Source organism: uncultured Bradyrhizobium sp. (assembly GCF_936943645.1).
In the GTDB taxonomy this organism is placed as follows: domain Bacteria; phylum Pseudomonadota; class Alphaproteobacteria; order Rhizobiales; family Xanthobacteraceae; genus Bradyrhizobium.
Map to the genome: position 1 here is coordinate 25,460 of NZ_CAKZJO010000085.1, position 19,628 is coordinate 45,087.

18 protein-coding genes are annotated in these 19,628 nt (G+C 61.0%); 10 read left to right on the plus strand and 8 right to left on the minus strand.

All coding sequences use genetic code 11. The features are described from left to right. Positions 1-32: 32 nt before the first annotated feature. Positions 33-1,877 (minus strand): hypothetical protein, encoded by a 1,845-nt coding sequence (locus tag Q0743_RS24845; RefSeq protein WP_298244118.1) that lies wholly within the window; start codon positions 1,875-1,877, stop codon positions 33-35. A gap of 224 nt (positions 1,878-2,101) precedes the next feature. Here Q0743_RS24845 and cysD point away from each other — a divergent pair, with 224 nt between their 5' ends. Beyond that, positions 2,102-3,016 (plus strand): sulfate adenylyltransferase subunit CysD, encoded by a 915-nt coding sequence (cysD, locus tag Q0743_RS24850; protein WP_298244119.1) that lies wholly within the window; start codon positions 2,102-2,104, stop codon positions 3,014-3,016. Continuing rightward, entirely contained in the window at positions 3,000-4,901 is a 1,902-nt protein-coding gene (gene cysC / locus Q0743_RS24855; protein WP_298244120.1) for an adenylyl-sulfate kinase, read from the plus strand. The genes cysD and cysC overlap by 17 nt, the downstream gene beginning before the upstream one ends. Before the next feature lie 33 nt (positions 4,902-4,934). Here the strand turns inward: cysC and Q0743_RS24860 are convergent, their stop codons facing one another. Together Q0743_RS24860 and Q0743_RS24865 are read right to left on the minus strand one after the other, a co-directional pair. Further along, positions 4,935-6,341 (minus strand): MBOAT family O-acyltransferase, encoded by a 1,407-nt coding sequence (locus Q0743_RS24860; RefSeq protein WP_298244121.1) that lies wholly within the window; start codon positions 6,339-6,341, stop codon positions 4,935-4,937. 3 nt (positions 6,342-6,344) lie between these two features. Further along, positions 6,345-7,361, minus strand: coding sequence for a GDSL-type esterase/lipase family protein (locus Q0743_RS24865; protein WP_298244122.1), 1,017 nt, complete (start codon positions 7,359-7,361; stop codon positions 6,345-6,347). A 163-nt stretch (positions 7,362-7,524) separates the two neighbouring features. Between Q0743_RS24865 and Q0743_RS24870 the strand changes: the two genes are divergently transcribed. The 3 genes from Q0743_RS24870 (at position 7,525) to Q0743_RS24880 (ending at position 10,567) form a co-directional block, all read left to right on the plus strand. Then, positions 7,525-9,300, plus strand: a complete 1,776-nt coding sequence (locus tag Q0743_RS24870; protein WP_298244123.1) for a hypothetical protein — start codon at positions 7,525-7,527, stop codon at positions 9,298-9,300. 163 nt (positions 9,301-9,463) lie between these two features. Beyond that, positions 9,464-9,616, plus strand: a complete 153-nt coding sequence (locus tag Q0743_RS24875) for a DUF5989 family protein (protein WP_298244124.1) — start codon at positions 9,464-9,466, stop codon at positions 9,614-9,616. Positions 9,617-9,634: 18 nt separating this feature from the next. Beyond that, positions 9,635-10,567, plus strand: coding sequence for a class I SAM-dependent methyltransferase (locus tag Q0743_RS24880; RefSeq protein ID WP_298244125.1), 933 nt, complete (start codon positions 9,635-9,637; stop codon positions 10,565-10,567). A gap of 17 nt (positions 10,568-10,584) precedes the next feature. Here Q0743_RS24880 and Q0743_RS24885 read toward each other — a convergent pair whose 3' ends face one another. The 5 genes from Q0743_RS24885 to Q0743_RS24905 form a co-directional block, all read right to left on the minus strand. Beyond that, positions 10,585-11,538, minus strand: coding sequence for an NAD(P)-dependent oxidoreductase (locus Q0743_RS24885; protein WP_298244126.1), 954 nt, complete (start codon positions 11,536-11,538; stop codon positions 10,585-10,587). 56 nt (positions 11,539-11,594) lie between these two features. After that, entirely contained in the window at positions 11,595-12,485 is an 891-nt protein-coding gene (locus Q0743_RS24890; RefSeq protein ID WP_298244127.1) for a hypothetical protein, read from the minus strand. Further along, positions 12,469-13,251 (minus strand): transketolase, encoded by a 783-nt coding sequence (locus tag Q0743_RS24895; protein ID WP_298244128.1) that lies wholly within the window; start codon positions 13,249-13,251, stop codon positions 12,469-12,471. Before Q0743_RS24895 ends, Q0743_RS24890 begins: the two co-directional genes overlap by 17 nt. Then, entirely contained in the window at positions 13,251-14,015 is a 765-nt protein-coding gene (locus Q0743_RS24900) for a hypothetical protein (RefSeq protein ID WP_298244129.1), read from the minus strand. Before Q0743_RS24900 ends, Q0743_RS24895 begins: the two co-directional genes overlap by 1 nt. Positions 14,016-14,182: 167 nt before the next feature. Further along, complete coding sequence (locus Q0743_RS24905) at positions 14,183-14,977, minus strand: NAD(P)-dependent oxidoreductase (RefSeq protein WP_298244130.1); 795 nt, start codon at positions 14,975-14,977, stop codon at positions 14,183-14,185. Between the two features lie 107 nt (positions 14,978-15,084). On the opposite strand from Q0743_RS24905, the gene Q0743_RS24910 reads away from it, so the two are divergent. From Q0743_RS24910 to Q0743_RS24930, 5 genes are all read left to right on the plus strand, one after another. Then, entirely contained in the window at positions 15,085-15,297 is a 213-nt protein-coding gene (locus tag Q0743_RS24910) for a hypothetical protein (protein WP_298244131.1), read from the plus strand. Positions 15,298-15,333: 36 nt separating this feature from the next. Continuing rightward, a complete protein-coding gene (locus Q0743_RS24915) occupies positions 15,334-15,864 on the plus strand; it encodes a dTDP-4-dehydrorhamnose 3,5-epimerase family protein (protein WP_298244132.1) in 531 nt (176 codons plus the stop codon). Between the two features lie 4 nt (positions 15,865-15,868). Then, positions 15,869-16,843 carry a GDP-mannose 4,6-dehydratase gene (locus Q0743_RS24920; RefSeq protein WP_298244133.1) on the plus strand — a complete coding sequence of 325 codons (975 nt, stop codon included), beginning with the start codon at positions 15,869-15,871 and terminating at the stop codon, positions 16,841-16,843. A gap of 194 nt (positions 16,844-17,037) precedes the next feature. Continuing rightward, the gene (locus tag Q0743_RS24925; RefSeq protein WP_298244134.1) at positions 17,038-17,667 is read left to right on the plus strand and encodes an NUDIX hydrolase; all 630 of its coding nucleotides are present in this window, start codon (positions 17,038-17,040) and stop codon (positions 17,665-17,667) included. Next, complete coding sequence (locus Q0743_RS24930; RefSeq protein ID WP_298244135.1) at positions 17,633-19,615, plus strand: radical SAM protein; 1,983 nt, start codon at positions 17,633-17,635, stop codon at positions 19,613-19,615. The genes Q0743_RS24925 and Q0743_RS24930 overlap by 35 nt, the downstream gene beginning before the upstream one ends. The last annotated feature ends 13 nt before the right edge of the window (positions 19,616-19,628 follow it).

The window sequence follows — 19,628 nt, forward strand, 5'->3', positions numbered from 1 at the left end:
CAGGCTGCCCGGGTCTGGTCATTCGCGGTTGGCTACCAGCACGTTGCGCTGGCCTGTTGGTTGGACTTACTCGGTTTGCTTGCCTCACGTGCTATATTCGAAGCCAGCTCGGATTGCGCAGCCCATTTTGCGATACTCTTCGTTCCCTCGGCCAAATGGGCATCGACGTTCGCCGACGTCAAGCGGACCCCAAAATCGTCATGACCTGCATGGTTGGAATCGCCGTAATCAAGCACCCGATCGAGGATGAGGTCGCCTGTCTCCTTTCGATAGTGCGACCTTTCCCAAAACCAGCGCATCGGCGAACGGTCGCCGAGAGCAGGTATTGGCTCGGTGGTGATGGAGCTGGGCGCACTGAAGTCCCAAAGCGGAAAGGGGGCGCGTCCGGCTCTTGATGCCTCTTCTTCGTTGATCCGTATCAGCTCCTTGATCCAGGACCTGTAGTGCTCTCCGAGCCCCAGGGCCTCGATCGTGGCGCGTACCACGGCATGGAGTGGTGTCACGAACAGACGCAGATCGGTCCCCTCGGCGTAGGCCTTTCGAACCATGAAACGATAGGGATCGAACGTCGTCATGCCCGTTTCGGTATCGGTGAAGCAATATTGCATTTTTGGTGGGACCAGCATGGGATTCCATGCCTTCAGGAGCCTGTGAATGACCGCGGTCGCGCCGCCGACGCGATCCAGGACGGCTTCCTGACGGTGCCAGACCCGCATGCCCAGCGAATCGAAAACGGCCGGCTCGGACTGCCCCCGGAGCGTCGCGACGGCGTCGCGAAGAGTTGTCGTCGAGAACAGCAGACTGAGGCGTTCCCTGGCGAGATAGTCCGCATGGCTCAACGAGGGGTATCGCAGCATCAGGCTGTCGAGCACGTTTGTGGGAGGGGTGGCTCCTCGGAGGCCCTGCTTGCGGCCTACTGCGGCGTAGTGCAGGTAGCCGTCGCGATATTCGCCGCGCGCTATTCGAATTCGCACGAAGGGATTGGCGGCGAGATATCGCGCCTCGTCCCAATCCGCGGGCCTGAACCCGCCCAGTCGTCCTTCCGTCTGTCCGGCTGCCAGCCAATGATGGTAGCCGTTTACGAAAGTGCCGTCCTTGACAGCGGCGGCGACGTCGGGATTGACTTGGAGATAGCCGACCTCATCCCATTCTGCGGGCACCGTGGCCCCCTTGCGGCCTTCGGCCCGGCCGGCGAGCTCGTAGTGTTCGCGGCCGGACTTGAATTCCTTGCGCAGGATGGCCGCTTGCACATCGGCATTGACGGCAAGATAGAGTGCTTCATTCCAGTCGCCTGGAGTAACCGGCGTCACTGGAGTTTTGGGGCGGTCATGAATCGCCCCGTCGAGATGTTGGGCAAATTCCCGGACGGCGCCGTCATCAAAGCGCGGCTCCTGCAGCGTGGAAGCTAGTGGAAAGTTGATGTTGAAGGCGAAGAAATCGAGGCCGACGACGGCCTGCTTCAACGGGGCGCCGTACTTCTGTGCATGCAGGAATGCGAGCATCACGGCGTAGGAATTGGAGGCGGGAAGAGCGAAGTTGAAGACCGTTCCCGGTGTCCAGCCCTTGTGCCTGGGATCGAGAGCAACCTCGACGCGCGAACTTCCCAATGATACGGCAACGGGGTGCAGGCGGGCGACTTGGTACGGCTTGGCGATGATCACTTTCGATTCGTAGGCGGGGCGCACCACATTGATGCCAGGCCAACTCGGCGATCCCCAAACGAAATAGGGGTCCACCGCGATCGTGAAGCTGGCAAAGGCCGCCGGTGGAATCAGCAGGAACACCAGTACGGCAAATGCGAATCGGCGATAGCCGGTCTGCGGTCTCGTGGCGTCGGTCCTGAACGGGACGTCGCCCGGCTGCCAAATGAGCGTCAAGCTGACGTCCCGATCAGTTGCATGCTCCGACTATAACAATTCTGCAAGGGGACGAATAGTCGGCGCAGGTCGGATTCGGGCGGCAAACCCATGGCGAGACGACCGGAAATTCACTACTAAAGCATGCTGGTCTGTTCTGCGATCGTGTGGCGAGGTTTTGATATGTCCCTGACATGCCCTGCACGAACTGTGTCTCCTGACTATGCCGATCCTGCCAAGGCCGGATGTCGGTGATGGCAGGTTTGTCCGCCGACCTGCGCCGCCTGGAAGCGGAAGCGATCTTCATCTTCCGGGAAGTCGTCGCCGAGTTCCGCAAGCCGGTCATGCTCTATTCGATCGGCAAGGACTCCTCGGTCATGCTGCATCTGGCGCGCAAGGCGTTCTACCCGGCGAAGCTGCCATTCCCTCTGCTGCATGTCGACACCACCTGGAAATTCCGCGACATGATCCGGTTTCGCGATGAAACCGCGGAACGTCTTGGGCTCGAGCTGATCGTCCACGTCAATCGCGCAGGCGTCGAGCAGGGCGTCAACCCGATTCAGCACGGCTCAGCTGCCTATACGGGCGTGATGAAGACGGACGCATTGAAGCAGGCGCTGACTGCGCATGGGTTCGATGCTGCGTTCGGTGGGGCACGCCGTGACGAGGAATTGAGCCGGTCGAAGGAGCGCGTATTCTCGTTTCGCTCGAAAAACCATGTCTGGGAACCGAGAAACCAGCGTCCGGAATTGTGGAATATCTTCAATTGCCGCGTTGCACCAGGCGAATCCATTCGCGTCTTTCCGCTCTCAAATTGGACCGAACTCGATGTCTGGCGCTACATCGAGCATGAGGATATTCCGGTCGTCCCGCTGTACTTCGCTGCACGACGGCCGGTGGTGAGGCGCGATGGAAATCTCATCATGGTCGACGATGCGCGGCTTCCGATCGGGGCCGACGAGGTGGTGCAAGATCTTGCCGTCCGTTTTCGTACGCTGGGCTGCTATCCGCTGACCGGCGCGATGGAATCCAGTGCGGCAACGGTCAGCGATATCGTGCGTGAGCTGGAGACGGCTTCGATGTCGGAGCGCCAGGGCCGGCTGATCGATTTCGACCAGGCTGGATCGATGGAAAGAAAGAAGCGTGAAGGCTATTTCTGATCCGAGTTCCAAGCCGCCGTCAGACGTGGGTGCGGACCCGATCCAGCGCGATTTGCTGCGCCTCATCACCTGCGGGTCGGTCGACGACGGCAAGTCGACATTGATCGGGCGGCTCCTGCTCGATTGCGGCGCTGTGTTCGAGGATCGCCGACAGGCGCTGGAGCGGGATTCGAAGATCTCGGGGACGACCGGAGACACACCTGATGCTGCGCTGCTGCTCGACGGGCTGCAGGCAGAGCGTGAGCAGGGCATCACGATCGATGTCGGCTATCATCACTTCGCAACGCCGCACCGGCGCTTCATCGTCGCAGATACGCCGGGGCATGTGCACTACACCCGCAACATGGTGACGGGGGCATCGAACGCGGATCTGGCAGTTCTGCTCGTGGATGCCGGCAAGGAGATGCTGGAACAGACCCGGCGCCACAGCTTCATCTGCGCATTGCTCGGCGTCCGGGATATCATCCTCGCCGTCAACAAGATGGACCTCGTCAATTTCGAGGAGAGCGTTTTCAATTGCATCCGGGATGCCTTTGCGCGGTTCTCCGCTTCCCTTCATTTTAGGAGCATCGTCGCGATACCGACCTCCGCTGTACTGGGCGACAATGTCACACGGCGCAGCGACCGCATGGCCTGGTATGACGGGCCGACGCTACTGGAGCAGCTCGAGGCCGTCGAGATCAATCCTGGTGCGCCGCAGAGGCCGTTCCGGATGCCGGTGCAATTGGTCAATCGGCCGGATGCATCCTTTCGCGGTTATGCCGGGACGGTGGCATCGGGCGAGCTGCGCCCCGGCGACGAAGTGCTGATCGCGCGGACCAACGTTCGGACGCGAATTGAGCAGATCGTGTCGATGGACGGTGATCTGGCGCTGGCCGGTGCAGGCGATGCCATCACGGTGCTGCTCGCAGACGATATGGACGTCTCGCGCGGGGATCTCCTCGCCAGCCCGGACAAGCCGCCGCAGGTCGCCGACGCGTTCGCCTGCGACCTCGTCTGGATGTCGGAGGCGCCCCTGTTGCCGGGGCGCAGCTATTTGCTGAAGTGCGGCAGCCGGATCGTCGGGGCCACGGTTACAACTCTGAAATACCGCGTCGATGTGACGAACTTCTCGCATTTGGCGGCGAGGCAGCTCGAGCTCAACGAAATCGCCTACGTCAATATTGCGACAGTCGAGCCGATTGCGGTCGATCCGTACCAGGAGAACCGCACGACCGGCGGCTTCATCCTGATCGACCGGTTGACCAACGAGACGGTCGGGGCCGGCATGATCCGCTTTGGCCTCAATCGCGCCGCCAACATTCACCACGCCGATTTCGACGTCAACAAGGCTGCGCGTGCGCAGTTGAACGGTCAACGTCCCGTCATTCTCTGGTTCACGGGATTGTCGGGCGCGGGAAAATCAACCATCGCGAACTTGCTCGAACGGAAGCTCTATGCGTTGGGCAAGCGAACCTACCTGCTCGATGGCGACAATGTTCGTCAGGGACTGAACCGCGACCTCGGCTTCACCGAAGTCGACCGCGTGGAAAACGTCCGCCGCGTCGCCGAGACGGCCAAGCTTTTCGTCGACGCCGGCTTGATCACGCTGGTTGCTTTGATCTCGCCGTTCCGCGCCGAACGACGGATGGCGCGTGCGATCGTGGCGGAAGGCGAATTCGTCGAAATATTCGTGAGTACGCCGGTCGAAACCTGCGAGCAGCGCGATCCCAAGGGACTCTATCGAAAGGCAAGGCGCGGCGAATTTCGCAATTTCACCGGCATCGATTCGCCCTATGAACGGCCCGAGAATCCGGAATTGACTCTCGACACGGCGACCGAGAGCGCCGAGCAGCTCGCCGACCGGATCGTGCAATTTCTGCGGCAGCGTCGCCTGTTGGATTGATCGGGCCTCCGGTCCCATGGACCTGGTCCGGCACTAGAACTCGAAATAGATGAATTGGCCCGAACTCTGCGAGCCGATCGAATAGGCCAGGACACACGCCACGGCCAGCACGGTGTAGGCCACGAGGGCGGGGGCTTTCCGGGCGGCAATGCGGATACGGCGCGCGTCATCCCATGGGTGAAGCAGAAAGAAGCTGACGACCAGCGTGAGCTCGAACGCGTGCGCCGTGAGGAACGTCGATGCGCTGGCGAACGACCAGGAGAAAAGACACCCCGAGAGTATGGTGAGGGCCGAGCCAAAATCCTGGGCCCGGAAGAAGATCCAGAGCAGGGCCACGATGTGAAAGGTCAGCAGGGTGAGGACCCATCGAGGCGGGTTCAAGCCGCGTAACGGTGGCGGGGCCGAAAGGCGGCTCGCTGCGACGCCGACCCCATGCAGAAGGCCCCAAACGAGGAACGTCCAGTTGGCGCCGTGCCACAGGCCGCCCAAAGCCATTGTGAGCATGACATTGCGCAAGGTCCTGGCGTCGCCGTCCCGGCTTCCGCCGAGGGGAATATAGACGTAGTCGCGCAACCAATGGGACAGCGTGATGTGCCAGCGCCGCCAGAAATCGCCGATTGAGGTCGCCACATAGGGCCGGCGAAAGTTGCCCGGCAAGCGTACGCCGAGCAGGCAAGCGAGGCCGATGGCCATATCGGTATATCCGCTGAAATCGCAGTAGATCTGCACCGAATAGCCATAGAGCGCGAACAGATATTCGGCCGTGCCGAGCCCGGCCGGCCGGGCGTAGATTTCGGTGACGACCGATCCGATCGGGTCGGCGAACACCAGCTTCTTGATGAGGCCGACCGTGAACAGCGCGAGGCCCGGCAATATATTCCGCCGCAGGATCGGCATTTGCCGATGCAGTTGCGGGATCAGTTCGTGCGGACGCAGAATCGGCCCGGCAATCAAATGAGGAAAGAACAGCACATATCCGAGCAACCAGCGAAGCGATGCGCGGTGGGGATACTTGCCCGTTGAAACATCGACCAGGTAGGCGATCAGCGTGAAGGTGACGAACGAGATGCCGAGGGGCAGGCCGAGGCTCAATAGTCTGTCATCGTTCGCGACGCCGGCCAGCCGGCTCACGGCACCGATCACGCCATTCCAGATGAAGTTGGTGTATTTGAAGAACAGCAGCGGCGTGAGCAGCACCAGGACGCTGATGCCGAGCCGCCATCGGCGGTACTCCGGCGCGGCCGATGCCGTCCATCCAGTTGCGATGAACGTTGCGAGGGTGAGAACGAACGGCAGCCCCGCATAGATCCAATTCCAGTACCCATAGAACACGGCACTGCCCGCGATCATCGTGTAGATGCGCAGATGCCCGGGGGTGAGCCAGTGCAGGAGCAGATAGCAGGCGAAGAAAAGGATGAAGACCGGCGAGCTGAACAGCACCTGTCATTGTTCCCTGGAGGGCGTGGCTTCCGAAGCCAGGACCGGATAAATGGCGTCTGCCATGAGCGCGTGCCCCCGAGCATTCGGGTGAGGGTCGCCGGGCATCGCCCAGATGTCGCTGGAGGCTATTCCCTGCAGCGCGGGAAGCAGGTCCACATAGGCGAAGCCATTGTCGCGGGCCGTCTTGCCGAAAATGTCATGAACGAACTGAAGCGGATAGCGGTCCAGATTATGGATGTCCGGAACCATCGCGAGCGTGACGCGAATACGGTGCTCGCGCGCGTAGGCGGCGAGTTTGGCGAATTCCGCATTCATTCTGGTCACCGCAGGTGAACCCGGCGCATAGATCCGCTGATAATGCGCGACGAGACTGTTCTCGCCGCTCTCGCCAAATACGCGATTGACGACAGTCCAGACGGTCAAAGCGAGCTGGCTGTTGCGCAGCAGAAAATTTCCACCGCCTTGCTCGAGCGGCTCGCCATCCCTGACGAAGGCCAGGACCAGCAGGTCGGTCGGCTTGAGCGGCGTCAGCCGGTGGAGAAACCGTTCGACGTAGCGCTCGGCATTGTAGTTGCCGATGCCGGCGTTGAGGATCTCGACATCTTGTCCGGCGACCGCGAATTTTGCCTGCAGCAGGCTGGATACGACGCTTTCTTCCGGTACGCCCCAGCCCAAGGCGATCGAGCTGCCGAGCATCAGGACGCGTCGACGGCCCGGGGCAGGGGCCTCGCTCACGGCGCCGCCACGAAGGCCCCAGGCATTGGTGCGTATTTCGACCGATTGCAGCGTCGCCTTTGCGTTGGGCTGGTGCTCGTGGCCGAGGACGGCAAGCTCGCTGGCAAATTTGAGCTCGCGACTATAACGCCACATCTCGACATCATAGTTGCGCATCGAGGCGTTCTTCAGCCGGAGCACGCCTTCGGCCGCGGCGGTGCATATCAGAAGTGTCAGGATGACGGTCAACGCGCCGGATACGAAGATCCTGACGCGGCTCTGGCCCGACGTCGGCTCGATCGTCATAACGACTATCCCGGTTGTCACAGCAATGATGCAACCTGTATCGTCTCGCGGGGGCGACGTCCACCGCCTGCCGGCAGCCGGGGATTGACATGCGCAACAGCTGCAAGCCTTATTCCATCCCTATCGGTTTTTCTGGCGGAAGGTGGTTTTGGCAGTGCGGTATTTGGCCACGCTGGGAAGCTTTTTGCGAACGACGTCGTTGATCGTCGGGAATACCCTTCTGCTATCTGTCGTATGTCTGGTGATCGGTGAATGGTGGGCGCGTTCAGTCGTGCCCCCGGTTCCCGAGGCAACGAAGATCACGGTCCAAAATCAATACGGCGCCTACCATCCGTGGGCCGGATTTCGCAACACTCCCGGATTCCGCTACGAGCTGGGCAATTGGGTGCCGGTCGTCATCAACAGCTGGGGCTGGCGCGGTCCGGAGCCGAAGATCGAACGTAGCAAATCGGTCAGACGCGCGATTCTGCTGGGCGACAGCGTGGGGTTTTCCTGCTGGGGATGTCGCGAGGAGGCTTCTCTTGGAGGCGAGCTCAAGCGGGCGCTCGAGCTTCGGACGGACGAGGAGTGGGAGGTCATCAACACGTCGGTGGGTGCCGGCTTCTCGAGCGTGTCTCTCGGCACTCTGGCGCACGACGCCATGCAATTCCGGCCCGACGTCGTGACCTCGCTGAACGGCATCAACGATATGCTCGTACTGGACGATCGAACCGTCTTGCGGTTAGGCGAGGGTCTTTTCAAGCATTCGCTCTATTACAGGACGCAGGTCGATATGGCCAAGGCCTTCGATCCGCGAACCGGAAAGATCCAGCAGCAAGGTGTCCTGCAGCAGCTCGCAACCAGGTCTGCGCTGGTTCGGCTGGCCTCGCCACTACTAGGCCCGCCTCAGGCTGTACATCCATTCCAGGGTGAGACTGGCCGGCCCACGAGCGAGGGATATTCTACTGCGAATCCCGAACGTCTCGACCACTACGTCAGCAACCAGCTGGCAATGTCCTATCTGGCGGAGGGAGGGGGCGCCAGGTTCGTGGGGTTCCTCCAGCCTTATTTCTCGCTCAAGCACAAAGTCGTGGGTGAGGTGGACAAGGAGGTCATCAAGAAGACGGAGCCGGCGTTGCTGAAATGGATGGACGATGTCTATCCGGTCGTGCGCTCGAAACTGCAGGCCGCGGCCGAGCACAACCCGTCATACCACTACGTCGATTTGAGCTTGATGTTTACCCGCGAGCAGGTTTTCGAGGATCTCGCGCACATGAAGTATGAGTCCCTCGAGCTGAGCACCGGTGGCGAGATGATGGCCGGCCGGATGGCGGACGAGATCGTGCGCGTTCTCTATACCGGAAAGGTGCTGCCGGACTGGCGACAAAGCCATATCCCGGGAACGCCGCACGATTGGAAGGAGGCGGCCTATTTGTCGGCCAATCCGGACGTGGCGGCCTTGATCTCGGAGGGCAAGTTCAAGAACGGGTTCGAGCATTATCGGGCCGCGGGCTTTCTCCAGTTCCGGCACAGCGGGTTTCCCAGCTGGAACGAGAAAGCGTATCTTGAAGACAATCCGGATGTCGTCGCCTTGATCCGCTCGGGGGCCTTCGCCAGCGGATATGAGCACTACATCAAGCAGGGGCGGGCGGAAGGGCGCCGCAAGGGATTGCCCATGCGATGGATCGAGGAAACCTATCTGGCGGCGAACCCCGACGTCGCCGCGGCTGTGAAGGCCGGCAAGTATCGCAGCGGCGAGGAGCACTATATGAAGGTCGGTGCGCTCGAGAACCGGCGAGGCGGTTTCTCCGGCTGGGACGAGGAAGGCTACAACATCCCCTATGGCGACGTGCGAAACGCAATCGTGAGCAAGATGTTCCGGTCCGGAATCGAGCATTACCTGGCGGCCGGCGCGGCCGAGAAGCGGAATATTTCGCTGGGGCTTCCATCCTTCCACTAGCGCCTGGGCCTGCATGCCCTCCGGACTATCGGAGGTGGCAAATGGCGGCCGCTGAAATCTGTTCCGGATCGACCTGAGACATGCAATAGTTTCACAGTTGATCACCGCGAAGGCTGTCGGCGTCCTGCCCGGACTCGATGCATCATCGCTTCTGGGGTTGGACATGCTCTCGTTTCTGAGCGAATTCTGGATGTTCCTGCGGGTACGGAAGAAGTTCTGGCTATTGCCGATCTTCATCATGATGCTGCTATTCGGCTCGCTGCTGGTCTTGTCGAAGGGCTCTGCGGTCGCGCCCTTCATTTATGCGCTTTTCTAGATGGACAGTATCAGGCCCATGACGAGCCGTTCGCTTGAGATGAAAGACTTCGCGCGGCTTCTGGGACATCCCGAGGATCAGCTGCCGCCAGGCTGCCTCGCCGAGATCGCGCGATGCGACTGGCGATATGACTGGATCGAGGGCGAGCAACTCGACGAGGTCGTGACCGGCTTGCTCGAGCGCATCCGCCGCAAGGAGTTCTCGATCGTCGTCCCCGGCGACAAGTCGCGCTGGGTCAAGGGATGGGGCGAAAACCTTGCGGACTTCGTCACCAGCAAGGGCGATGTCGACGCGCTGGCGCCGAAATACGTTCGGCCGAACATGCCGGTCCGGTTGTACCGGCGGTATGCCCAGCCGGTCGAACCGAACTTCGAGCAGAACTGGCGCAAGGTGTACCAGGAATGGCTGTTCCGTACCTACATGGCGGACAGCGAGCAGATCTTTGAATTTGGATGCGGCTCCGGCGGCCACGTCAGCGTGCTCGCGCAGATGTTTCCGGACAAGAAGATCACGGGGCTCGACTGGGCTGAGCCGTCCTGCGAGATCATCAATAATATGAGGAAACTGCGCGGCTGGAACACCGAGGGGCGATTGTTCGACTTCTACAAGCCCGACTACGATATTGACATTCCGCGTAACAGCGTCGTCTACACGTTTGCCGCGCTCGAACAGGTGTCGGATTCGTTCGGCGCCTTTGTCGACTTCCTGCTCGCGAAGCGCCCCAGACTGTGTGTCTTCGTCGAGCCGATCTACGAGTGGTATGACCCCGCCAATTTCATAGATCATCTGGCCATGCGCGGTCACGCGATCCGCAACTTCCTGCATGGAATGCCGCGCGCGCTCCATGCCTTGCAAGAGGAAGGGCGCATCGAAATCCTCAAGGAACACCGCGTGGAATTCGGCAGCCTGTTGCACGAAGGCTACTCGCAGACGATCTGGCGACCGGTCTGAGCGGTCGTTGCGCCGGGCTAGCTTGCGGCCTGCGCGGCGTACCAGCGAACGAGGTCGCTCAATCCGGCCTCGATCGGGATTTGCGGCTCAAATCCGAGGACGCGCCGGGCCTTCGATGTGTCGACCGTTCGAACCGGGATCGTCGTCGGCCTTGATGCGTCGAAGTGCGGGCGTACGTCGTGTCCTGCCGCTTTCAGGATGGTCTCGACCACCTGACGAATCGAAACAGCAGATCCATAGCCGATGTTGACGGGATCGCAGACGGCATGCTTTTCGATCGCGAGCAGGCAGCCGCGCGCGAAATCCTCGACGTGGAGGAAATCGCGCATTTCATTGCCGCTTCCCCACACCTCGAAAGGGTCAGCCTTTTCGACGGCCCGGCGCACCAGCGCGGGAATGACATGGCTGCGGCTCGGGTCGAAATCATCATGAGGGCCGTAGACCGCCGTCGGCCGCACCAGCGCGACCTTGACGGTCGATCGGCTGGCGACGAATTCGGCAAGATGTTCGAAATAGCGACGCATCCGGCCATAGCCGAGATAGGACGGGTGCGGCGGCTCCTCGTGCAGCTCGTCTTCCCGGATTGGGTGATCGGTTGCGGGATAGACCGTGCTGCTGCTGAAGATCAGGATGCGCTCGACCTTGGCCGCCCAGGCGGCGTGCAGGACCTGCGCCGTCAAATTCAGGTTCTTGACGATCCCGGCCATGGCGTCTTCCGGAGATCCGCCCGCGCCGGACACCGCGCCTGCCGCGTGGAAGACGAGTTGCACGCCCTCCATTGCCCTCAGGCAATCCTGCGGGTCGGTGAGGTCGCCATGGACCGTCTCCACGCGGGAATCGGCAATGATCGGCGCGCGCTCGTGAATGGCAAGACGCACGCGGCCGCCTGCGTTCAGGAGCGCCTGGCCGAGATGGGTGCCGATAAAACCGGCTCCCCCGGTCACCAGAGAAAGGCGGCGTTGAAAGAACATCAGCGGCCCAGAAAACGTGTCAGCGCAACCCGGCGCGAGGAGAGCTCCGTCGGCGTTCAGCGCGGCCGCGCTGCCTGGGAGCGGTCCGCGAGCAATGTCTGAACGGCACTCCGTATCGAGGCCGGATCCAGGCCGATGCGCTTGCGGATGTCGTGCACGGTCCCGTACCAGCCGCAGAACGCGTCCGGCAGGCCGTGATAGCGCATGCGCAGGGCAGGGACCTCGGAAATCGCCTCATAGAGCCCATAGGCGTCATGGACAACGAGGATCTCGGTATCCCGGAACTGTTCGATCAGCGCCTTGTCGATCGGCTTGAGGGTATGGAAATAGACGAGGTTGACCGGCAGGTCGCGGCACGCCTCCATCACGCTGGTGAGGATCGGGCCAGCGGTCATCACGGTCAGCGGCGCGCCTTCGTTCTTCAGTACCGTGCCTTTGCCGAACTCGGTATTGGTCTCGATCGTATGCGGATGATCCGATAGCCGGTAATAGGTCGGCCGCGGGCTCCTGTATTGCGACCGGATCAGCGCATCGACCTCCCGCTTGGAGCCGAGGTGGAGCACTTCCATGTTCGGCAGCATGCGCAACGAGGCAAGATCGGTATAGGCATGATGGGTCGCGCCGTCCCAGGCGTAATCGAAGGTGGCGCCGCAGGTCACGATGTTGCCGGCGAAATTGTTGTAGCACATGTCGAGCTTGATCTGCTCGAGGCTGCGATCGGTCAGAAACGGGCAGATCGTGTGCACGAACGGGTTGAAACCTTGCGAGCTCAGGCCCGCGGTGACGCTGACCAGCGTGTTCTCGCAGATGCCCATGTTGTAGAACCGGTTCGGGTGCTTCTCCCAAAAGTCCTTGAACATGTAGACGCTGATGTCGCCGAGCACGATGACGATGCTGTCGTCCTGCGCGGCCAGCTCCGAGACGGTGTTCTTAAATTGCGCCCGCATGGAGCTCCTCTTGAAGCTTGTTCAGCTCGTCCGGCTTCGGCGCACGGCGATGCCATTCGTAGACGTTTTCGGAGAGGGTTTCGCAGCCATACCCCTTCACGGTGTTGCAGACGAGGACGCGAACCCGGTCGGTCGGCTTTGCAAGTGCCTGCTTGATGGCCGGCAGATCGTGGCCGTGCAGCTCCGATACGTCGCAGCCGAAGGCGGCAAAGCGCTCGGCCGGATTGCCGATCGGCAGGCAACGGCCCTGCGATTGGTTGTTGTCGTACAGCACCGTCAGATTATCGAGCTTGGTGTTGACCGCGACCATGACCGCTTCCCAGACGCTGCCCTCGTTGGACTCGCCGTCACCGATCAGGGTGTAGACCTTGCGCTTCGTGCCGGCGATCTTTGCGGCGAGGGCCATGCCGACCGCTATGCCGATGCCATGGCCGAGCGAACCGGTCGAGGCTTCGACACCGGGAACCTTGGTGCGGTCGGGGTGGCAGCCGAAACGGGAGTCGAACGCGCCGAACGCATAGACGTCCTCGAAGCTGAAGTAGCCGTGTGCGGCAAGGGTGCAATAGAAACCGAGCGAGGCATGCCCCTTGCTCAGGACGAACAGATCGCGCTCCGGCATGTCGGGCCGGCTGGGATCGTGCCGCATGGTCTGGTAGACGGCGGTCAGCATCTCCACGATCGAGAACGACGTCGGTATGTGGCCGTGCCCACTCTTGTTCGAGATGTTGAGAATTTCCGACCGGATCTTCCTGCAGATATCGTCCATCAAAGCACCACGTAGGAAACACGCGCCGTCATCGGCATTCGTTCCACCCTGAGGTTGGTGACGTCGAACACCTCGCGGAGCGCAATCGTCTCGCCCGGGAAGATATCGTCAGCGAGCTCGTCGAAGACCAGCACGCTGCCCTTGAACAAATGCGGCTTGATGGCTTCAAGCGCCACCTTGGTCGGCTGGTAGATGTCGAAATCGAAGATCGCGAGCGACACCAGCGTTTCCGGCTGCCGCTTCAGATACGCCGGGATCGTTTCCGTCGCGTCGCCTTGCACCAGCTCGAATTTCTTCAGATGCGAGATCGGATTGAGCGCTTCCTGCAGCGCCAGTATTTCGCCGAGATATTGCTGATAGTTTTCACTGACCGAGAACGACCCGTCCGTCGTCTTGCACAGCTTGCCGTCCTTGTCGCTCATGCCCTTGAAGCCGGCGAAGGTGTCGAAACCGATGATCTTGCGGTGCCGGTTGAACGGCTCGAAAATCCCGCGCAGCGCCGACAGCAAGGAGAGCGTCTGGCCCCAGCGGACGCCGAACTCCATCACCACGCCATGGGTATTGATGATCTTGCGGTAGATCTCGTAGAAGAACAGAATCCGCGAAAGCGATTTCGAGGATAGAAACAGACCGAGATTTGCGAGGAGCTCGTCTTCCGGCAGCGGCGCCTGCTTGAGCATCTCAACGAATTTGAGTTGCAGGTCCTTCTCGCTTTGGCTCGAAAGCACGATCGCGTCGTGCTTCTGTGTCTTGATGTCCGCCATCATGCTCACCTGGGGTGTCGCGGATGAAAGGTCAGCCGGATCTCGCAGCTGGTTTTATCTACACTGCGGATCAGGGGCGCGTCTAGTGAGTGCCGCAGACCGCGGACATCTACGGGAAGTTGCCTGAGGTGCATGCGGTATCTCGCGTCACGGCATGTCTGCGAGCATCATGGACCCCGCAGCCGGCCGGTGCCGACATAGGCCGGACCGAGCCAGTCGATATACCTGTTCAGCGTTTGCCAGGAGGGCCGGGCGAAGGCGGGATGCAGCGCTCCCGCCTTGCGGCTGTCGACAGGGCCGATGTCGTACGGATATTCGCCATAGCGCACGGAGAGACCAAGTTGATCGACGATGCTTGACAGGTGGACCAGTCCTTCCGATCCCAGGTTGAACGCACCGGTATGGCCGCAATCCATGGCCTGGACCATGAATGCGATGATGTCGTCGTGCATCACGAAATTGTAGCGCGCGGTTGGTGCCAGGAACAGCTGGCAGTCCCTTTGGGTCAATGCCCGATGAACCGTGCTGGGCCGGATTGAAGGGCCGAGCAGGGTCGTCGTGCGCAGGATCAGGGGGGCGGTTGCGTGTTCCTGCACATAGAGATCGGAGAAAAGTTTCGTAAAGGCGTACGGGCCCGAGAGCGGAATCAGGTCGATGTCTTCATCCTCGCGGATGGCGCGGCCGGTCGGTGGATAGACCGCCAGCGTCGACACGAAAATGAACTTGCGATGCGGGATGTTGACCAATTGCTGCGTCAGCAGGAAATTGTCGGCCATATATCCATAGGCCGTCTTCATCGAGATATCCTTTGCGGCGTTGACGGCGCAATGGATGATGGCGTCGAACGGCGCCGCGGCGCGGATCGAGGGGTCGTCGATCGACATCCCGCGCACAAAGGCGATTCCACCAAGCGCGCAGTGCGCGGAGTGTCCGAGGCCGCTGCGCGCGCCGGTGATCAGCACGTTGCGCGCCGGCCGGGTGGCGCTTGCGGAGAGATTTGCAGCGACGACGTCGGTCATATTGTCTTTCACCAGCCGCCGGGGGAGGGATCTGGTCCGGATTGTCCGACTTGAGCGACGTGCCGGAAGCCCAAGGGCAACAGTTGCTCGATCGGCAATGTGATGAATGGCCGGCCGGCGACTTCAGCCTGGGGCTTCGGTTGGTCGCCGATGAATGTGCGGAGCCGGCAATCGAGATCGCCGGCGATGATGAGCGCTTCACGAATTTTGATTTCACCTTTGGTTGCAAAGCAACTTCGAGTTTGCGCAGCTGCGAAACGTAGCTATAATCACGCGCACGCGCAATAATGGTGTTTGCTATGACGGCCGACCTGCCGCCGATGACGCGAAAAACTCCGCTGGACGGCGTGCTTGTCGTGGAGCCGCTCACCGTATTCGAGGACTTTCGCGGTCAATATGTCGAGCTCTACAACGAGCCGGCCTACAAGGCCGCCGGCATTTCCTATGATTTCATCCAGGATGATATTTCGGTTTCGCGGCAGCATGTCCTGAGGGGCATTCACGGCGACCGGAAGACGGCGAAACTGGTGTCGTGTCTCCACGGCGCGTTCTATCTGGTGGTTATCAACAACATTCCGGACTCCCCACAATATCGACAGTGGACCGCCATTACACTTTCGGACCGAAACCGCGAGCAGGTTCTGGTTCCGCCGGGCTTCGGCAATGGGCACGTCGTGTTGACTGAATCCGCGATGTTCCACTACAAGCAGACCACAACTTATGATCGATCCTCGCAATTCACGTTGTTGTGGAACGATCCCGAGCTGAAGATCTGGTGGCCCATCCCAAATCCCATTATTTCGCAAAGAGACGGCGGAACGTCCGCATGAAATCATGAAGGTATTGATCACGGGCATTACGGGGATGGTGGGGAGCCATCTGGCCGAATTTTTCCTGTCGACGTTTCCCGAGATCGAGGTCCACGGGCTGGTGAGGTGGCGGAGCCCGCTGCGCAACATCAAGGGCATTTTGTCGCAGATTAGGCTGCATCAGGGCGATTTGCGTGACCTGAACTCCCTGGTCGTGCTGATGCGCAATGTGAAGCCTGATCGCATCCATCACCTGGCGGCGCAGTCCTACGTCGACATGAGCTTCGTCGCGCCAGCGGACACCCTGAACAGCAACATCGTCGGCACGTGCAATCTGCTGGATGCGATCCGGATCGCTGGAATCAATCCGCGGGTCCATATCTGCTCGTCGTCCGAGGTCTATGGGCAGGTCAGGCCCGAGGAAGTCCCGATCACGGAACAGGCGCCGCTTCGCCCCGCAAGCCCCTATGCGGTCTCCAAGGTCGGCGAGGACCTCATCGCCTTTCAATACGGGCTGTCGTATCAGCTCGACCTGGTGCGAACCCGCATGTTCACCCACACCGGCCCGCGTCGCGGCGACGTCTTTGCGGAAAGCTCGTTTGCGCGCCAGATTGCGGAGATCGAGGCGAACAAGAAGAACGGTCCGGTGCTCGTCGGAAATCTCGACAGTGTGCGCACGCTGGCGGATGTGCGCGATGCGGTGCGGGCTTACAAGCTGCTGCTCGACCATTGTCCGAGCGGAGAAGTCTACAATATCGGCGGCAACGAAACGATGACGGTAGGGGATATCCTGGAGACCCTGAAATCGTTGGCGCGCGTGCCGATCGAGCACAAGGTCGATCCGAAGCGGTTGCGGCCGTCGGACGTCACGTTGCAGATTCCCGATACCGGAAAGTTCCGCAAGGCGACGAACTGGACGCCGCAGATTTCGGCGCGGCAGACTCTGAGCGATCTCCTCGACTACCAGCGCGAGGCGATACGGCTCGAGAGCATCAGCTGAGATGTCGATGGCGGTAGGCCGCCCATTCCGGGAACCATCTTCGGCGACGGCAGCGACGATCCGGTGCGTCGTCGTGACGAGCCCGGCGCGGCGCGTCGATGGCCGCCAAGGACGCCTGTCGGCGGCGCTTTCCTGGCGCCGGGAACGCGAAGGCGTGCACACCGTCCGCCAAACGAACAACGTGATTTTGCCTCATGACCTCTGAGTTCGGGACGGTCTTTCGGACTCCTTGGTTTGAAATCAGAACCGTTGACCCCGGTCGAGAGCCGAGTGGAACCACGGAACCCTACTACTGTGTGATTCGCCCCAACGGGGTCCTTGCCTTCGTGCTCGATCGCGCAGGCGCGGTCGTCCTGGTCGAGCAATACCGCCCGCCGCTCGGGCGGGCGACCCTTGAGATGCCCGCAGGTTCGGTGGATGAGGGCGAGACCCCCGAGGTCGCCGTCGTTCGAGAGGTTTTGGAGGAGACGGGGCTTGTCTGCGACAGCTGGCACGCGATAACACCCTGCCGGTTCGCCCTTCAGCGGGAAGATGCGATCGACTATTTCTTCATAGGCCTGGGGGCCCACGAGGCGGAAGGATACCAGCGGACGGAGCATGGAACCGTGCGGTCCCTGCCACGGTCCGAGCTGCTGGATCTGGTGAAATCGCACCATTTCGACCAGACTGCGGCGCTGAGCGGGCTCTATATAGCCGAGAGGTTATTTGGTATTGACTTACTGACCGCCGATCTGGCGTGTATCCAATCGGCGCTGGCTACTTCGGCGGGTGAGGACCTGGGAACTGAAAATGGTTCGGATCGGGCTCGTCCAAATCAACAATAGCTTTTCCGGCCAGAACTATCTGCCGTACTCGATTGCCTGCCTGCAGTCCTACGCCGAGCAGCGGCTTCCGTCCGGCAGGTTCCGCTTCCTCCCGATGATCTACAAGCGGATTCCGGTGTCCGAGATCGTCGATCGGCTGGAAGACGCCGACGTCGTCGGCTTCAGCACCTATGTCTGGAACGCCAGGATATCGCTCGAGGCGGCGCGGCGCATCAAACGGCTCCATCCTGACCGGCTGGTGATCTTTGGCGGACCGCATGTGCCCGACCATGCCGAAAGCTTCCTGCGCGACAACCCGTTCATCGATCTCGTCGTCCACAACGAGGGCGAGAAGACTTTCGTCGAGCTGCTGAACAGGCTTCCGGAGCGCGACTGGAGCGGAATCCGCGGTATCAGTTACATCGACGCCGCCGGCAATTTCGTGCGCGGCGCGCCCGTCGAGCGGATGCGCGACCTGGAAGAGCTGCCGTCGCCGTTTCTGAACGGCATCTTCGACGATCTGATCGCCAGCAACCCGGAAGAGCAGTGGATCGGTCTGTGGGAAACCAATCGCGGCTGCCCGTTCCAGTGCACGTTCTGCGATTGGGGCTCGGCGACTGCGGGCAAGGTGACCAAGTTCGAGTTCGATCGCCTGCGCGGCGAGCTTGATTGGTTCGCCAAGCGCGAGGTCAAGTATATCTTCGTCTGCGACGCCAATTTCGGCATTCAGAAGCGCGACGTCGAAATCGCGGAGGCGGTGGCGGAGATCCGTGAACGCACCGGATTTCCACACGGCTTCTCGGTGCAGAACACCAAGAATGCCACCGAGCGCGCCTACCAGACCCAGAAGATCCTGTCGGACGCAAAACTGAACAAGGGCGTTGCGCTGTCGATGCAGAGTCTTGATGCGACCACGCTCAAGAACATCAAGCGCGACAACATCTCGCTGGAAACATATTTCGAGCTGGCGCGGCGATTCACGGCCGACAAGGTCGAGACCTACAGCGATATCATCCTCGGTCTGCCCGGCGAGACTTATGACACGTTCCGGAACGGCGTCGACAAGCTGATTCGCCTCGGCCAGCACAACCGCGTGCAGTTCAACAATCTGACCATTCTGCCCAACGCGGAAATGGGCAACCCGGACTATCTCAAGAAGTTCGGGATGGTGACGGTCCAGTCCGAGATCATCAACATCCACGGCACCCGCGAAGAGATGCCCGACGACGTTCCCGAGGTTCAGGACCTCGTGATCGCGACCTATTCGTTGCCGCCGGAGGAATGGCGCAAGACGCGCGTATTCGGCTGGATGGCGGCGTTCCTGCATTTCGACAAGCTGCTGCAGCTGCCGATGATGGTGGCCTGCGAGCTCGGGGGGCTCGCCTATCGCGATATCATCGATGCATTCCTGACGGCCTCGAAGGAAGAGTATCCCGTCATCAGCAGCGTGCGCGAGCTCTTCGACAGGGAAGCTCTGTCGATGCAGCATGGCGGGCCCGAATACGTCTATTCGAAGGAGTGGCTCGGGATCTATTGGCCGGCCGACGAATACATGTTCATCAAGCTGACCGCGGAGGGGCAGCTGCAGACGTTCTACGCGGAGGCGGAGAGGCTGCTGCCCGGTCTGCTCGCAAGGTCCATGGTCGATCAATCCTGGCCGCTGCTCGAAGCCGCGGTGAAGGAGGCGATCAAGCTGAACGCGGCCCTGATTTCGCAACCCTTCGTGCTGGACGATCTCCGGATGTCCACGCGCTACAACATCCTCGAATTCTGCGACAATGTCCGCAAGGGCGCACCTGCGGCACTGCGCGAGATGCCATCGGAAGTGTTGATCGAGCGCAGCAAGTCCAGCTATTCCAACATCCTCGATTGGTGCCGTGAGGTCGTGTGGTGGGGCAACAAGAAGGGCGCCTATCTCTATATCAACCGCAGCATCATGGCCGAGCCGCAGCTCGCAGGCCATTACTGACCGCGTAGCGAGC